Source organism: Mycobacterium sp. Aquia_216 (assembly GCF_026723865.1).
In the GTDB taxonomy this organism is placed as follows: Bacteria; Actinomycetota; Actinomycetes; order Mycobacteriales; family Mycobacteriaceae; genus Mycobacterium.
In genome coordinates this window covers 4,580,959-4,596,116 of record NZ_CP113529.1, presented here as the reverse complement: position 1 = coordinate 4,596,116, position 15,158 = coordinate 4,580,959, and the positions used below count along the sequence as shown (strand labels likewise).

The following is a 15,158-nucleotide window of genomic DNA, read 5'->3' as shown; positions in this document are numbered from 1 at the left end:
GTTGACCCTTCGGGTAACCCCGCAAGGGTCAACGACTTATTTGTGATGCCGTCGGAGGAACAATGCCTGGACGGTGGCGGATTAGGGCGCGGCGACGTGACCAAAACCACAGTTTCGTGTCGTACTCGCCGGTAGCCCTCGCTGACTACGCGTTTTGCCTAAGATATTGGTAAGTATGCGCAGTCAGAGACGTCCTTCTGACCCGACAACGAGTGCAATAATTGGTACTACCAGTCTCATACAACCGTATGAGCGCGGGGACTCCTTTGATGGCGCGTAACCTGAAGCTTCGGCAGAGTGCCTGTCCGGTTAACAAATGGAAGGCGGAGACGTGGATTTGAACGGCAGTGGAGCCGGGTCAGATTCTCATGGCGGGTCGTCGGACCGTCAACGCCTAGAACAGGTCGTCATCCGATTCGCCGGTGACTCCGGTGACGGTATGCAGCTGACCGGTGATCGGTTCACGTCGGAGGCAGCGCTTTTCGGCAACGACCTGGCGACCCAGCCGAACTATCCCGCCGAGATCCGAGCTCCCGCAGGCACATTGCCCGGCGTCTCGTCGTTCCAGATTCAAATCGCCGACTATGACATCCTGACCGCCGGCGACCGGCCGGACGTGCTCGTCGCCATGAACCCGGCCGCATTGAAGGCCAACATCGGCGACCTGCCGCGCGGCGGAATGGTGATCGCCAATTCCGACGAATTCACCAAACGCAACCTGACCAAGGTGGGTTACGTAGCAAACCCGTTGGAGACCGACGAGCTGTCCGACTATGTCGTGCATTCCGTCGCGATGACCACGCTGACCCTGGGGGCCGTCGAATCGATCGGCGCGACCAAGAAAGACGGGCAGCGGGCCAAGAACATGTTCGCGCTGGGCCTCTTGTCGTGGATGTACGGGCGGCCGATCGAGACCAGCGAGACCTTCATCAGGGAGAAGTTCGTCCGCAAGCCCGACGTCGCGGAGGCCAACGTCCTCGCGCTCAAGGCCGGCTGGAACTACGGCGAAACGACCGAGGCTTTCGGCACCACCTACGAGGTGTCCCGGGCCACCTTGCCGACCGGCGAGTACCGCCAGATCTCGGGCAACACCGCGCTGGCCTACGGCATTATCGCGGCCGGTCAGGTTGCCGACCTTCAGGTTGTGCTGGGTAGTTACCCGATCACACCGGCGTCGGACATCCTGCACGAGCTGTCCAGGCACAAGAACTTCAATGTGATCACCTTCCAGGCCGAGGACGAGATCGGTGGCATCTGCGCCGCGATCGGTGCCTCCTACGGCGGTGCGCTCGGTGTCACCACCACGTCGGGGCCGGGGGTATCGCTGAAGTCCGAAGCGATCGGGCTCGCGGTGATGACGGAACTGCCGTTGCTGATCGTCGACGTGCAGCGAGGCGGGCCGTCGACCGGTCTGCCCACCAAGACCGAGCAGGCCGACCTGCTGCAGGCGCTGTTCGGCCGCAACGGAGAGTCGCCGGTGGCCGTGCTGGCCCCGCGGTCGCCGTCCGATTGCTTTGAAACCGCTCTCGAGGCGGTGCGCATCGCGGTTTCCTATCACACGCCGGTGATCTTGTTGTCCGACGGCGCAATCGCCAACGGCTCTGAGCCCTGGCAAATACCGGATGTCGGCTCGTTGCCGCAGATCCAACACACCTTCGCCAAGCCCGACGAGCCCTTCCAGCCGTACGCCCGCGACCCGGAAACACTGGCTCGCCAGTTCGCCGTGCCGGGCACTCCCGGCCTCGAACACCGCATCGGTGGACTGGAAGCGGCGAACGGTTCGGGTGCCATCTCCTACGAACCGGTCAACCACGACCTCATGGTGCGGATACGCCAGGCCAAGATCGACGGCATCTCGGTTCCCGACCTGGAAGTCGACGACCCGACCGGCGACGCGGAGTTGCTACTGATTGGGTGGGGCAGCTCGTACGGCCCGATCGGCGAGGCGTGCCGGCGCGCGCGCCGTAAGGGCATCAAGGTTGCGCACGCCCATCTGCGCTACCTCAACCCGTTCCCCACCAACCTCGGCGACGTGCTGCGGCGTTATCCGAGGGTGGTGGCACCGGAGATGAACTTGGGCCAGTTGGCGCTGCTGCTGCGGGCTAAGTATTTGGTCGACGTCCAGTCGGTCACCAAGGTCCAGGGCCTGGCGTTTTTGGCCGACGAAATCGGGCGGGTTATCCGGGCCGCACTGGCCGGGACGCTGCCCGAAATCGAGCAAGACAAGGCGATGGTCGCCAGAATGGCGGCAGCAACGGTTGGAGCTAACGCATGACGCGCGACGGCGACGATGCAGAGCGAAGCGATGGGGAGGAGCGGCGCTCGTGACTAACGCGATCGGCAGTGACCTGACGGGCACAGACCTCGGCTTGACTCCGAGGTTGAAGAAGAACGACGGTGTGCCCACATTGTCCGTTGACGACCAGCCGCAGAAGGGCAAGGACTTCACCAGTGACCAAGAGGTGCGCTGGTGCCCGGGCTGTGGTGACTACGTCATCCTCAACACGATCCGCAACTTCCTGCCCGATCTGGGCCTGCGCCGCGAGAACATCGTGTTCGTCAGCGGTATCGGCTGCTCGAGCCGTTTCCCCTATTACTTGGAGACCTACGGGTTCCACTCGATCCACGGCCGCGCGCCGGCGATCGCGACCGGCCTGGCACTGGCCCGCGAGGACCTGTCGGTCTGGGTGGTCACCGGCGACGGGGACGCCTTGTCGATCGGCGGCAATCATCTGATCCACGCGCTGCGCCGCAACGTCAACATCACCATCCTGCTGTTCAACAACCGGATCTACGGGCTGACCAAGGGCCAGTACTCGCCGACCTCCGAGGTCGGCAAGATCACCAAGTCGACGCCGATGGGCTCGCTGGACCACCCGTTCAACCCGGCCTCGCTGGCGCTGGGCGCCGAAGCGACGTTCGTCGGCCGCGCGCTGGACTCCGATCGTGCCGGGCTCACCGAGGTATTGCGCGGCGCCGCCGAACATCGCGGGGCCGCCGTGGTCGAAATCCTGCAGGACTGCCCGATTTTCAACGACGGTTCGTTCGACGCGCTGCGCAAGGAGGGCGCCGAGGACCGGGTGATCAACGTCCGACACGGCGAACCGATTGTGTTCGGGGCCAACGGCGAATACTGCGTGGTGAAGTCCGGCTTCGGCCTCGAGGTGGCCAAGACCGCCGACGTCGCGACCGAAGAGATCGTGAAGCACGACGCGCACGCCGACGACTCCGGCTATGCGTTTGCGCTGTCGCGGCTGTCGGACCAGAACCTCGACCATACGGTGCTGGGCATCTTCCGAAACATCAACCGCCCCACCTACGACGACGCGGCCCGCTCCCAGGTCGCCGCGGCCCGCGAAGCAACGCCGTTCGACGCCGCCGCGCTGCAATCGCTTTTGCGTGGGCGCGACACCTGGACCGTCGACTAGGGGGCTGTGCTGGTGCCCGACGCAGTGTCATTGGCCGGCGTAGTACTCGCCGGAGGCGAATCGCGGCGCATGGGCCGCGACAAGGCCACCTTGCCGGGTCCCGGCGGAAGCGCCACGATGGCCGAGTACGTCGTCGGCGTTGTCGCGCAGCGCTGCGACCCGGTTTTCGCCGTGGCTGCCCCGGGCCAACCGCTGCCCCGGCTTGACGCGCGTGTCATCCGTGACGAAATACAGGGGCTGGGACCGCTGCCGGCGACGGGGCGGGGACTGCGTGCAGCCGCGGAAGCAGGCGCGCAGTTCGCGTTCGTTTGCGCCGTCGACATGCCGCTGCTGACAGTCGAATTGATCGACGAACTCTTGGCGCTCGCCACCAAGACCGACGCCGAAGTCGTGTTGCCGTGGGACGGTCGCAGCCACTACCTTGCCGCGGTGTACCGCACCGATCTGGCCGACCGGATTGACGCGCTGGTGGCCGCGGGCGAGCGCAAGATGAGCGCCCTCATCGATGCTTCCGACGCTCAGCAGATCGTGTTGCCGGATTCGCGCGTGTTGACCAATGTCAACACCGACTCCGAGTTCCGCGCCCTGGTGCAGCCCGGAGCCTGAGTGACGCTCGTTGGATTTCGCAGAATTAAACTAATTCTTTAGCCAATTTCTTGTATTACATTCCTGACTTACGTATTCGTCGTCGTTAACTGTTTGTTCATAAGAAACACTATTGGTTTTCTCGCGCCCTATCGATTAAGTTCCTCGCCAACTCGGTGGCAAATTCAGCTTGAGGCTGCTCAACGCCCCGCATAGTCCTGGCGCACAACAAATTTCGCGCAGTGGTGGCGGATCCAGGGTGAGCTCGGCGGGGTGTGGCACTGCCGAGTCCGCCCGGAGTGGACTCGGCGAAATCATTCATGGCTAATTCGATTGCACCAATTCGCTCGGGTTAGGTTTCTGGGCCGCCGTGCTTGGCGCCGGGCCTGCACCATGGCACCAGCGGCAGGCACTGGCGCAACGACCGTGACTAAAGCTGTAGCGACAGTGCGTAATTCAAGGTCAAGTCGACGACCAGAAGTGTTTGTGCGCGCCTAACCCGGTTCTGTGCAGGAGTTTTCGAAGGACGCCGAACATCCAGTTCGATGAACGCCGTTGTCGTGAAGCGTATTTGACCTCCAGAAACGGCATGACAGGCCTAGATCACAATCAGCATGTACTGTGCGCCATCGCACGACGGCCCACCTATGTGATGCTCGGCGGGCTAATTGCCGCGCCCATCAGCCAACCGATCCACACTGTGGCAAATGCGTGGCTCAGCTCACAAATATGGTGTGAGTCGTATCACAATTGTGTAGTCTTCACGTCAGATGGATACGCGCGAAAAAGGTACTGTTGACCTGCGTTAATATTTCCGCGGTCGCGTCGTAATCGGCTCGTTATTGGATTGAGATATCGGCGTGTCGGAGATGACGAACGCAATCTGGTCTCCTACTGTGCCCTTTAGCCCGAACGGGTTAATGAAAAATTCAATCCACGAGTCCGCGTGTGAGCGGGGCTGCGGGCGGCGACGGTCGCGAGCAGCCACCGGCTATCAGCCGACTGGGCAGATGCAGATCATGCCCGCCGCTGTCGTGCCCGAACGAGACGGCACGAGCCAAAGCACCTATTTCACATCGACATAGCACCTCGACCCACGCCCATGGGTTGAGTTTGGCGCGCGCGCATGCGAAAGGAACAAGTTGAAGAACGTCCGCAAGACGCTCATCCTGGCCGCGGTCACAGGAACGCTGGTAGCTGTGCCGTCAGCCACCGCCAACGCGGAACCGGTGGGCTTTGACCCGAACGTTGCTCCGGCGGCGCCTGCCCCTGACGCGCCGCCGCCACCGGCCCTGGACGCCCCGGCTCCTGACGCCCCGCCGCCACCCCCGGCTCCTGACGCACCGCCGCCACCCCCGGCGCCGGACGCCCCGCCGCCCGCCCCGGTGGGTTTCGACCCGAACGTCTCCCCGCCGCCGCCCGCCCCGGCTCCGGAGGCTCCGGCGCCTATCAAGGCCTATAGCGTCAACTGGGACGCCATTGCCCAGTGCGAGTCGGGCGGAAACTGGGGGATCAGCACCGGCAACGGCTTCGCCGGAGGCCTGCAGTTCACCTCGAGCACCTGGCACTCCAACGGCGGCTCCGGTTCGCCCTCCGGTGCGAGTCGCGAGGAGCAGATCCGGGTGGCCGAGAACGTGCTGCACTCGCAGGGCATCGGCGCGTGGCCAGTCTGCGGCCGCCGCGGCTAACCAACTGCTGTCATTGGCGGCCTCGCCGTCCTACCGAACGGGAAATGCCGGGCTGCGTGCCCGGCATTTCCCTGTTAAGGCCGATCACGGCACCAGTAGCAGCTTTCCCACGGTCTTGCGGTTCTCGATGTCGGCATGCGCATTCATCGCGTCTGCCAGGCGATACTCGCCGAAGATCCGCACCTCCAGCTTCCCGTCCGCAATCCAGTCGAAGAGTCGCTGCGTGCGGGCGCGCAGCAGTGCGGGGGTAGCGATGTGGTCGGCGAATACCGCATAGCCGATCTTGATGCTCTTCGGCAGGCTCATGATGTCGATCGGACCGGGGCCGCCGAGGACCGGGCTGTACCAGCAGAACGTGCCCGACCGGCGCAGCACGTCGAGCGAGCCTTGGAACGTCGCGGGTCCGGAGCCGTCGTAGACGACGTGTACGCCTTCGCCGTCGGTGAGCTGCAGCGCCTCCTCGGCGAACCGGCCCTCGGCATCGACGATCACGTGGTCGGCGCCGGCCTCCTTGGCCGCGGGGGCCTTGGCATCGGAGGAGACGCGGCCGATGACGTGGCCACCGCGTAGTTTGATGATCTGGGTCAGCAGCAGTCCCAGCCCCCCGGCGGCCGCGTGGACGAACGCGGTGTCTCCGGGCCGCACCGGGTAGAAGTCGGTCGCGAAGTGGCTTGCGGTGAGTCCCTGCATCATCACCGACGCGGCCACGCGGTCCTCGATCGCGTCCGGGATCGGGACCAGCGACGTGGCCGGAATCGCGATCCGCTCCGCATAGCTTCCGGGCGCGTACACCCAGGCGACGCGCTGGCCGATGGAAATGTCTTGGACGCCCTCACCCACCGCCAGGACGCGCCCGGCCCCTTCGACTCCGAGGATCTTGGGGTTGGGGATTTCGGTCCACGCCATGCCTTGTCGCACACCGATGTCCATGAAGTTGACGCCTGCGTAGGCGATCTCCACCAGGGCTTCGCCGGGGCCTGGGGTGGGCTCGGGACGCTCGACGTATTCCAGCATCTCCCGGCCGCCCGTGGCTTTCATGATGACTGCCTTCATGTAACCGCTCCCATCGTGAATGATCGTTCAATAAATCGGTGAATTCGACGCTACCGAATCGCTCGCAGTGTCATGTCGGCCATCCCGGTCAGGATTGTGGGGCCCGCGCCGCCGCGGCCCGCGACTCGGATGCCGGAGATACTGGCCATGAGGAACTCGGCGGCGGTTTCAGGATCGATGTCGACGGCTCCGTCACCCTCCTGCTGTGCATCGCGGATGCGGCCGGCGACGGCTGCCCGCAGCCCGGTGCCGAGTCGTTCGTTGATCTGTGCGAGGTCCGGGCGTGAGGAGCCGAACTCGTAGATCGAGCCGACCCCGAGGCAGGGTTGATCAGCAGTTTCCACGACGCGGCGCAACATCGCACCGATTCCGTCGATGGCTCGCGGGCCGCTGCGCAGGGCGTCGAGATGGGCGGCGCATTCGCCCATTCCGTACCGCCGTACCGCCGAGCGATACAGCTGCCACTTGTCGCCGAAGGTCGCGTAAAGGCTCTGGCGTCCGATCCCCATCGCATCCACCAGCAGCTGTGCTGAACTGCCCTCGAATCCATGCTCGCGAAAGACGCCAATCGCGGCGTCCAGCGCCGCGTCCGCGTCGAACTCTCGGGTTCTGGCCATGCGCGAATTCTATTGTTTCGGGAATGAACATTCAAGAATAGCGGCCTGAGGCATTAGGTGCCCGCTTCACGACGGCGCTCGCCTTCGCGCGTAGCCTGCCCGCCGATAGCTGCCCCGCCCGCTATAAGCGTGGTCGATGGCAGCCACTGGAAATTGCGATTGGACAGGCTACGTAGGTCGTCGCAAGAATTCTGTACAGGTCGGCGGCGATGAACGCGCCCGATAGGAGCGGACGATGAGCGTGACGGTTCGGCAGGATTTGGTGCTCTCGCACATCGTGGTGACTGCCGATGTCGAGGCGCCGTTCGAGCGGGTCGATATCGCTCAGTGGCTCAAGACTTTACCGACGCATGAGTATCAGCGCTGCGCGCCGCCGGACCATAAGGCGGCCGGCTACACCGTCGATGACGATGGCACGCCGATGTCGATCAATGTGGAGATGATCGGTACCGGGCTCGTGGTGCAGCAGTATCGGTTTGAGGTCGCCGAGCCGCACTACTGCAAGATGGTGTCGCTGTCGGATGTCCTCACCCCGCACGGATGGACCACCAGCCAGGTGATCTGGGAATTACGGATGGAGCAGCTCGAAGGTGAGCGTTGCCGCTACACCAACACAGTGACCTCCCATCCCACCGAGGGTTTCCTGGAGTTCATCACCGCACAGGGGCAGACGTTTCAGGAGGCAGCCGAGGCCCGCCAAGACGCCTCTGGACGGCATTGTCGAATGGAGACTCCGCTGTACGCACAGAGCATCGCGCGGTGGGCGGTGGCCCAAGAAGGCTGAGACCTGGGGCGTGGTGGTCGAGGTTGGCGCCCGCGCCTCATGCTGAACCCCATGGATTTGCGCAGTCTGGAGTATTTCGTCGCGGTCGCCGACGAGGAGTCGTTCACGAGGGCCGCGGCGCGCTGCCGGGTCACGCAGCCCTCGATCAGCGCCCAGATCCAAGCATTGGAGCGCGAGCTGGGCGAGTCGCTGTTCGAGCGGCTTCCGCGGGGAATCAGTTTGTCGGTCGGCGGTCATGTCCTGTTGCCGTATGCGCGGCAGTGCCTGGCTGCCGCGGCGGCCGCCAAGTCGGAATTCTCCGCGCGTGCGGGTCTGCTGCAGGGAGAGCTTCGCCTTGGCACGGTCAGCGGAATCGAATGCACGCTGGTGCCGGAATTGTTGGGGACCTTTCATGAGCAGTTCCCCGGCGTCGATGTGACCGTGACTGAGGGGACCTCCGCCCCATTGTTGGACCTGGTGAATCACGGCGGGCTCGACACCGCGGTGATCGCGCGTCCGATATCGCCTCTGCCGCCTACAATCTCGGCGGCAACGCTGCTGGCCGACCAACTATTTGCGGTGTTCAACCCGGAAGTCTTCGCGTTCGACTCGCGGCCCGTTCCGGTGGCGGTGCTGCACGCCCATTCGATCATCAGCTACGCGCCCAGCAGCGGGCTACGTTCCATCATGGACGCCGCGTTCGCCGCCGCGGGTCTCGCGTTGCATGTCAACCACGCCGCCAATGACGTCCGGCTACAGCTCGCCCTCGCCCAGCAAGGCGTCGGGGTCGCCATCAGCGCCGGCTCCGACCCCGTATTGGCTGATGTCACCGGGCTGTCCAAATGCAGCATCGACCCCGCGATCGGCTACGAGAAGATCCTGATCTGGCGTAACGACTCGACACCGCGGGCCTCGCTGCGGGCATTCCTACGCCTCTGGACGGAGCTTCGGGCCGGGACCGAACATCAACGCTGAGGTGGCTTCACCGATAAAAGGAGTGACGCGACGGTTCCACGTCAACGGCGAGATCGCAGGGTTTCCCGGACGGCTGGCCACCGTCGCCTGCGATCACCGGTCGCGTTCGACTGGTCGGGCCCACACCAGCGTCGATCGGATCATGCGACCGTGTGACGGTGCCTCGGCAATCAGTGTGAGCCGGTTCGACTCGAGGATGCTGTGGCGTAACTGCAAGGTTCCCAACCAGTTCGGCAGCAGCGAGACGACCACTTCGTGGTGCACGATGCCGGTGGCCTCGTCAACAGCGTAGGGACCGCTATAGGCAAGATATCCCGCCGCGGCAGCCGCATGCTGTGCCTCGGTGCCGCCGGCGGTGTCGGGCTGCTCGTAGTCCGGCCGGTCGGGCCTCATCAGCTGCGCGGACATGTAGCCGTCGTGGGTGTACATGATCAATCCCAGGGCATCGGGGCCCAGCGGGTAGCTGACGGGTCCGCCCCGTTCGTCCTCTGTCGTGTACGAGACCAATGCCCAGCTGCCGCGGATGTCGTCGTGCAGCGTCACGATGCTGGGATGGTGTTGAGGGGGAAACCGAACATGAGCCACGACTGGTGACTTACCCAATCCGGGTAGAGCCTCGCCATCTCGTTATACAGATCTTCGTCGGAGAGTGCCGATTCCTTAAGGCGCCCAAAGTCTTTGAGATAGCGTTTGGAACCCTCGATGGCGTCCGGAGTATCCGGTGCCCCGGTCTTCTTGTGACCGGCAATGGCGATCTTGGGATTAAGGTCGGCCAACCGATCCAACGCGGCGATCCAATTGGCCCGGCTTTCAGCGGTGCTGTCGCCGACGAACATGTGGCATTGGTTGTACAGAACATCTCCACCGACAACAAGGTCGATCGAGGGCACGTGCAACGACGTGCTGTCCAGGGTGTCGGTCCAACCCTGCTCGATGATCCGAATCTCGTTGCCCTCGAGGAAGAATGTGTCGTCGGGGTAGGGTTGGGGCAGCGTGATCTTGGCCGGGAACTGTCCCGGGAAGAGGCTGGCGAAGAAGCGGCTGAGCTCCGGGTCTGTCCGCGCGACCAGTTCGATCGATTTTGGCGTCGCGATGGCCTTGGCGTCGGGAAAGCGGTCCAGTAGGACGCTGAGCCCGAAGAAGTGGTCGAAATGTCCGTGGGTGATGTAGATGGTGGTCAGGTTGCGATGATGCAGCCCAACCCATTCCGCGAGTGCACTGGCTTCCGCCACGGTGGTCAGCGGGTCGACCAGGACAGCGTCGTACTCACCGTAGATGAGGGTCGAGGTGATGGGGTCCCAACCCAGCGGTGGTCCGAAGGGTTTGGGGCGTTCACCGACCACGGCCTTGCCAGGGGCAGTGAATACGTTGACGCCCAGCGTGTTCGACGTAGCAGGTTCAGACATCGCGGTGGTCCTTTCTAGGCTGAATAACTATGGGTTTCGATACTGCGGTGAGCCTGAAACCATCCGCCGACGCTCACGAGGCGGTTGGACGCTGGGCGCGTGGCGGGATCTGTATCCGCCGCACGCCTGAACTGTCGTCGCGCCGTGGGGTGACGATGAAAAAGCACCCTCATGGCTGTCCGCCTTAGTATTCGCGGGTTATGACTACGCCAGCGTCGCATCGGCGCTCAGTCCGGCGCATCACTCGTTCGAGTACTTCTGGGAGCAGGTTGAATCCAGCGCGCCCAGGGATCCATCACTCGATGCTCGTAGGTGTGCGGATCTAGCTGACGATGCTCGATCTCAGGGTTCAGCGTGCGTCGCGTTGCGCGGTGAGCCGGGCCAGTTCAACCCGCGAACGGAGACCGAGCTTGGCGAATATCTGCCGAAGGTGAGCGTTAACAGTATGCGGTGAGAGAAATAGTTGTTCTGCGACTTCACGATTGGTCGACCCGGTTGCCACCAGCCGCACCACCGCGAGTTCCGAGTCACTCAGTTCGGGCCAAACGGCTGACACGGTGGTCCGAAGGTTCATCCTGCGGACGCCACGTTGGCGCAGCAGGGCTCGAACCCGAGCCGCATCGCGGCGCGCGCCCACTTGCACATAGATCTCCAACGCTGACTCGAGCCGCTCGACGGCTTCGTCCCGCAGATTCCTCGGTCGAAAGTGTCCGGCGTCTTCAAGAGCGCGCGCGATCAGTACCGGCTCCTCACCGCCTTCGTACAATGCCGCCGCTTTGTCCGCCAGACCGAAGTCATTGTCCAGCAGTGCATCGGTGTGAGTCGACGTCGCGGCCAACAGGGGGAAATCCGGGTCGTTGGCCGCCATGGCGCGGAGGCGACCAGCCACTGCGATGGCGTCTTCGCGGTGGTCGCCGGCCAGCAGCACACGCACCAGCTCTGGTTGATCGACATAACGACGTGGGCTGCTGACGTGTGGGGTTCCGTTGATCAGCGGATCGAGCAGAGCAATGTCAAGTTGTCGGGACTGTGCCGGAGTACCTTGTGCCGCATCCAGTCTGGCGAGCATCCACGCGGCTAGAGGACGGGCGCGACCGTGGGTCACCTGCTGCATCTGGATGGCAGCCCGCCTTGCTGCCGACAACCCGGCAGTGTCGCCGGTGTGCAGCGCGATAGTGCAGAGCACATGGGAGGCGATGTGATTGATGTAGCCGCGCCCGCCTTCGCCGATCTCGTCTGACATCTCCATGACTGCCTCGGCCTCGGCGGTCGCGTCGGCGAACCTGCCCAGCGCGAGCATAGTGCGGCAGCGTAGCATCGACCACACCCGTAGATTGGCCGAAATCCCTTCGCGTTCAGCTGATCTCGTTCCGGCGTTGATAAGCTGCAACGCCTGCTGATGCTGGCCGAGGGCGATCAGGATCAACGCATACCATGCGTCGAACATCCATGCGCGACGGGCGGGTACATCGGCAAGATCCTGATCCCTGACTCCCCGGTCGGCGAGGTCTACGGCCGCCCGCCAGTCGCCACGATCGAATGCGACCAGCGCCCGCGGCGGAAGCGTGACGACCGCCTCGAACGTCTCGTCCAAGACATACGCCGCGGCGGTTGCCTCATTTGCGCACGCCGCGGCGGCATCGATGTCCCCAACCATCTCCAGCGCGCACGCGCGCAGTGATAGCAAAGCGACCCGCAGCTGCGGTGGCAGATCAGGAAGCTCCAGCCCTCTGCCGCAGTGTTCGGCGCAACCCGCTGGGCCGTATTGAAGTTCCAGCGACCCCAGGGTCATTCGCGCCGCAGCCTCAGCTTCGCGATCGATCCGTCCTGTGGTTTGGGCGATCAGGTTCTCAGCCTCAGCCGCCTGACCCGAGTGCACCAACAAGTCTGTCGTCTCGACCACCCGCGCGCTCCAGTCCGGGTCGCTATCCGGTGTGAGCTCCAAAAGGCGACGGCTCAGCTGCGCCGCGACCGTAGGGGACACTCGCCCGATTTCCACGGTCGCCCGATGCAGCAGGTCGATCGCCGGCCGGTCACCAGGGCGGGCAACCTCCATTACCAATGTTGCGGCATCGGCCGCCGGTGCGCCGTGCTCGAGCAGCACGTCAAGTGCTCGGCGTTGCAGGCTCCGCTTCAGCGCCGACGGGAGTTCGGCCTCAGTTGCTTCTCGGATCAGGTCATGACGGAACCCGAGCCGGTCGCCGTGATCGACGATCAGCCCGGCGGCGAGCGCTTCGCGCACAGGTTCGATGACGGCAGCGGCGGGAAGGTCCATCAGGCTGGCAAGCTCGTCCACAGAGAAGCTTCGTCCCAACACCGCGGCCATCTGCAATCCGCGTCGAGTCTGAGGCGACAAACGTGCGAGCTGATCACTGACAGACTCCAGCAACCGGCGCGGTATCGCGTCGCCCAGCAGGTATGCCACATCGCCGACCACATCAACCAGGCGTTCGTCTCTAAGACCTCGAAGCAGTTCCACCAACCAAAGTGGTTGACCGCCAACCCGGTTGATGATGCTTTGCAACCTGGCGTCGGGGTCACCGCCCAAGGTATCGCGACAGACGGCCCGGATAGCGCTGTCGTCGAGCGGGTTCACAGTGAGAATGTCGGCATTCTCAGCGCGGATGCGCGCTACCGCCAGTTGTGCCGACGTCGAAAGCTCACCGGATCTCACGACGAACAACCACAAGATCCGGTGTGTCGCCAGCCGCCGGGGCAGGATGGTAATCGCGTTGAGGGTCGCGGCATCAGCCCATTGGATGTCATCGATCCCGATCACGATCGCATCTGATAGCGCCGCTCGTTCCAGCCGCTCCTGCAGCTCACGCAACAGCCAGTAGCGCTGGTCGACCGATCCGCTGAGCTCACGCAGCACCGTAACGTCCACCGGCGGGTCATCGGCGGTGACCAGCGCGTCCAGCAGAGGTCCGAGCGGAAGCGAGCGATCAGCGACATGACTTCCTCCGTGATACACGCGCGCGCCCCGCTTGCGGGCCATGGCTTCCGCTTCGGTCAACAGAGCGCTCTTGCCCAACCCAGCGGTGCCGCGGATCAACACCACGCCGCCTCGGCCCTGACCGAGCTCATCCAGTCGACGTGACAACATACCGATTTCGGGGTCACGGCCCCGAAGCCGGCGAGGTCGCCCGCTGTCCACCCGCTTCGTCACATCGCAACCGATCCTTTCACGCGTTCACCGGTCACGGCGCGGGAACGACGCGCGCTCGTCAGGAGACGTGGGCGAGCTCGGGCGGCACGGGAACGTCCAACTGAATCAGCAGCGCCACCAACACCCGGCAGAACTCTTTGGCCACCGAATCGAGTACGGGATCCCCATACGCCGAGAGCAAATCCGCCGGATGATCGATCGTCAGCTGCGCATCTCCGGCATCGTCACTGGCGATCACAACTCGCAGGGGCACGTAGAGAAAGCATCCCGGATGCTGCCGAAAACCCGGCTCCGCCTTGATGATATTGCCGATCAAATACGTCACCGCGTTCCCTGTGGAGCCGTTCAAATGCATGACGGGACTCGGGTCGAAAACAAAGAAGTTAACGAAACCCTCAACGGCCGTCGCCTCCGAAAGGCGCCTGATCGCGTCCCAGCCGCTGCCGCTCAACGCCACACCGACCGCCTCCAAGTGGTCGAAGTGCGGTACTGCCCGCTCATAATCGCGTCGGAACTCCGACCACGGCCGCCGGGTGCTCAATGTGATCTGACGGACCGGGCGGGTCACGACCTGAATGTCGCGCGGCATGTGTGGCTCCCTCGATTCCGTGCGCTACTTCCTCCTAGCCTGCCGAAACGGCGACGCAACCTCATCACTCGATCGAGTCGTCGGCACTCTTGTGTGCGTTCGCCGCATAGCGTGGCCCGGACGGTCAGACCGTGGGCCGCGCGGCAATATCGGAAACGGACTGCGGCGCGTAGCCCCTCACCCAAGGATGGACGCAAGGGCCCGTACCGGCTGGATTAGACAAGCTGCCGCAACGGGTTTCGATCCGCATTGAATCGGACTAGTGTCGTAGTCGACTTGCCTGAAACATCCGTGCAATCAAGGTGGAGATACCGATGGCCGGTCTCGATGATCTGTACGCCCAGATTCCTACCGCCGACATCGCAAGCACGCTCGGTGCCGACGAAGGCGAAGTCGACACGGCGGTGCATACGCTGGTGCCGGCGCTGCTGAGCGGCCTGCACCAGAATTCGCAAGACCCCGAGCAGGCCGGCCGGATCGAATCCGCCGCCACCGCTCCCGAGAGTGACGGGCACCAGGCAATCGCGACGCTGTTCGGTGGCAGTGACGCCGACCAGGTCGCGTCGGCGCTGGCCCGCGGGGGAGCGGGCAACAGCGAGCTGCTGAAGCAGCTGCTGCCGGTTGTGCTCCCGATTGTGCTGGCGTACATCGGAAAACATCTTTCCGGCGGTGCCGTGCCGCAGGACAATGCGCCGAAGACCACGCACGCGCAGTCCGGCGGCCTCGGTGAAGTGCTGGGCAGCATTCTGAGCGGTGGCGGCGGTGACAAGTCGCTGGGCAACATCCTTTCCAGCGTGCTGAGCGGCAAAGGCGGCGCATTCGGCGACATCCTTGGTGGCCTGCTCGGCGGCAAGAAGTAACCGAACCCAAGTCCGGCGCCAGCGC

At 64.0% G+C, this 15,158-nt stretch carries 13 protein-coding genes; 7 read left to right on the top strand and 6 right to left on the bottom strand.

Going from position 1 to position 15,158, the window contains the following annotated elements; genetic code table 11:
- Positions 1–331 precede the first annotated feature (331 nt).
- From OK015_RS21425 to OK015_RS21410, 4 genes are all read left to right on the top strand, one after another.
- Positions 332–2,275 carry a 2-oxoacid:acceptor oxidoreductase subunit alpha gene (locus OK015_RS21425; protein ID WP_268125991.1) on the top strand — a complete coding sequence of 648 codons (1,944 nt, stop codon included), beginning with the start codon at positions 332–334 and terminating at the stop codon, positions 2,273–2,275.
- Between the two features lie 49 nt (positions 2,276–2,324).
- Positions 2,325–3,428, top strand: a complete 1,104-nt coding sequence (locus tag OK015_RS21420; protein ID WP_268125979.1) for a 2-oxoacid:ferredoxin oxidoreductase subunit beta — start codon at positions 2,325–2,327, stop codon at positions 3,426–3,428.
- Positions 3,429–3,497: 69 nt separating this feature from the next.
- Positions 3,498–4,034, top strand: coding sequence for a molybdenum cofactor guanylyltransferase (gene mobA, locus OK015_RS21415; protein ID WP_442791319.1), 537 nt, complete (start codon positions 3,498–3,500; stop codon positions 4,032–4,034).
- Between the two features lie 1,121 nt (positions 4,035–5,155).
- On the top strand, positions 5,156–5,701 hold the full coding sequence (locus OK015_RS21410; protein WP_268125976.1) for a transglycosylase family protein: 546 nt from the start codon (positions 5,156–5,158) through the stop codon (positions 5,699–5,701).
- A gap of 84 nt (positions 5,702–5,785) precedes the next feature.
- On the opposite strand, the gene OK015_RS21405 is transcribed toward OK015_RS21410, so the two are convergent.
- Both OK015_RS21405 and OK015_RS21400 read right to left on the bottom strand, forming a co-directional pair.
- Complete coding sequence (locus OK015_RS21405) at positions 5,786–6,754, bottom strand: quinone oxidoreductase family protein (RefSeq protein WP_268125975.1); 969 nt, start codon at positions 6,752–6,754, stop codon at positions 5,786–5,788.
- 50 nt (positions 6,755–6,804) lie between these two features.
- Complete coding sequence (locus tag OK015_RS21400) at positions 6,805–7,371, bottom strand: TetR/AcrR family transcriptional regulator (protein WP_268125973.1); 567 nt, start codon at positions 7,369–7,371, stop codon at positions 6,805–6,807.
- Positions 7,372–7,606: 235 nt separating this feature from the next.
- Between OK015_RS21400 and OK015_RS21395 the strand changes: the two genes are divergently transcribed.
- Positions 7,607–8,155, top strand: a complete 549-nt coding sequence (locus OK015_RS21395; protein ID WP_268125971.1) for a hypothetical protein — start codon at positions 7,607–7,609, stop codon at positions 8,153–8,155.
- Between the two features lie 51 nt (positions 8,156–8,206).
- Positions 8,207–9,109, top strand: coding sequence for a LysR family transcriptional regulator (locus tag OK015_RS21390; protein WP_268125970.1), 903 nt, complete (start codon positions 8,207–8,209; stop codon positions 9,107–9,109).
- A gap of 93 nt (positions 9,110–9,202) precedes the next feature.
- Here OK015_RS21390 and OK015_RS21385 read toward each other — a convergent pair whose 3' ends face one another.
- From OK015_RS21385 to OK015_RS21370, 4 genes are all read right to left on the bottom strand, one after another.
- Positions 9,203–9,652 (bottom strand): lipocalin-like domain-containing protein, encoded by a 450-nt coding sequence (locus tag OK015_RS21385; RefSeq protein WP_268125968.1) that lies wholly within the window; start codon positions 9,650–9,652, stop codon positions 9,203–9,205.
- Positions 9,649–10,515, bottom strand: coding sequence for an MBL fold metallo-hydrolase (locus OK015_RS21380; RefSeq protein WP_268125966.1), 867 nt, complete (start codon positions 10,513–10,515; stop codon positions 9,649–9,651). The genes OK015_RS21385 and OK015_RS21380 overlap by 4 nt, the downstream gene beginning before the upstream one ends.
- A gap of 349 nt (positions 10,516–10,864) precedes the next feature.
- Positions 10,865–13,684 carry a helix-turn-helix transcriptional regulator gene (locus OK015_RS21375; protein ID WP_268125964.1) on the bottom strand — a complete coding sequence of 940 codons (2,820 nt, stop codon included), beginning with the start codon at positions 13,682–13,684 and terminating at the stop codon, positions 10,865–10,867.
- A gap of 58 nt (positions 13,685–13,742) precedes the next feature.
- Positions 13,743–14,273 (bottom strand): hypothetical protein, encoded by a 531-nt coding sequence (locus tag OK015_RS21370; RefSeq protein WP_268125963.1) that lies wholly within the window; start codon positions 14,271–14,273, stop codon positions 13,743–13,745.
- 314 nt (positions 14,274–14,587) lie between these two features.
- Between OK015_RS21370 and OK015_RS21365 the strand changes: the two genes are divergently transcribed.
- Positions 14,588–15,133 (top strand): DUF937 domain-containing protein, encoded by a 546-nt coding sequence (locus OK015_RS21365; protein ID WP_268125961.1) that lies wholly within the window; start codon positions 14,588–14,590, stop codon positions 15,131–15,133.
- Positions 15,134–15,158 lie beyond the last annotated feature (25 nt).

Excerpts from the sequence above, each read along its gene's own strand:
- mobA (WP_442791319.1), top strand. The coding sequence starts at position 3,498 with ATGGGCCGCGACAAGGCCACCTTGCCGGGTCCCGGCGGAAGCGCCACG.
- OK015_RS21405 (WP_268125975.1), bottom strand. The coding sequence starts at position 6,754 with ATGAAGGCAGTCATCATGAAAGCCACGGGCGGCCGGGAGATGCTGGAA.
- OK015_RS21400 (WP_268125973.1), bottom strand. The coding sequence starts at position 7,371 with ATGGCCAGAACCCGAGAGTTCGACGCGGACGCGGCGCTGGACGCCGCG.
- OK015_RS21395 (WP_268125971.1), top strand. The coding sequence starts at position 7,607 with ATGAGCGTGACGGTTCGGCAGGATTTGGTGCTCTCGCACATCGTGGTG.
- OK015_RS21390 (WP_268125970.1), top strand. The coding sequence starts at position 8,207 with ATGGATTTGCGCAGTCTGGAGTATTTCGTCGCGGTCGCCGACGAGGAG.
- OK015_RS21380 (WP_268125966.1), bottom strand. The coding sequence starts at position 10,515 with ATGTCTGAACCTGCTACGTCGAACACGCTGGGCGTCAACGTATTCACT.
- OK015_RS21370 (WP_268125963.1), bottom strand. The coding sequence starts at position 14,273 with ATGCCGCGCGACATTCAGGTCGTGACCCGCCCGGTCCGTCAGATCACA.
- OK015_RS21365 (WP_268125961.1), top strand. The coding sequence starts at position 14,588 with ATGGCCGGTCTCGATGATCTGTACGCCCAGATTCCTACCGCCGACATC.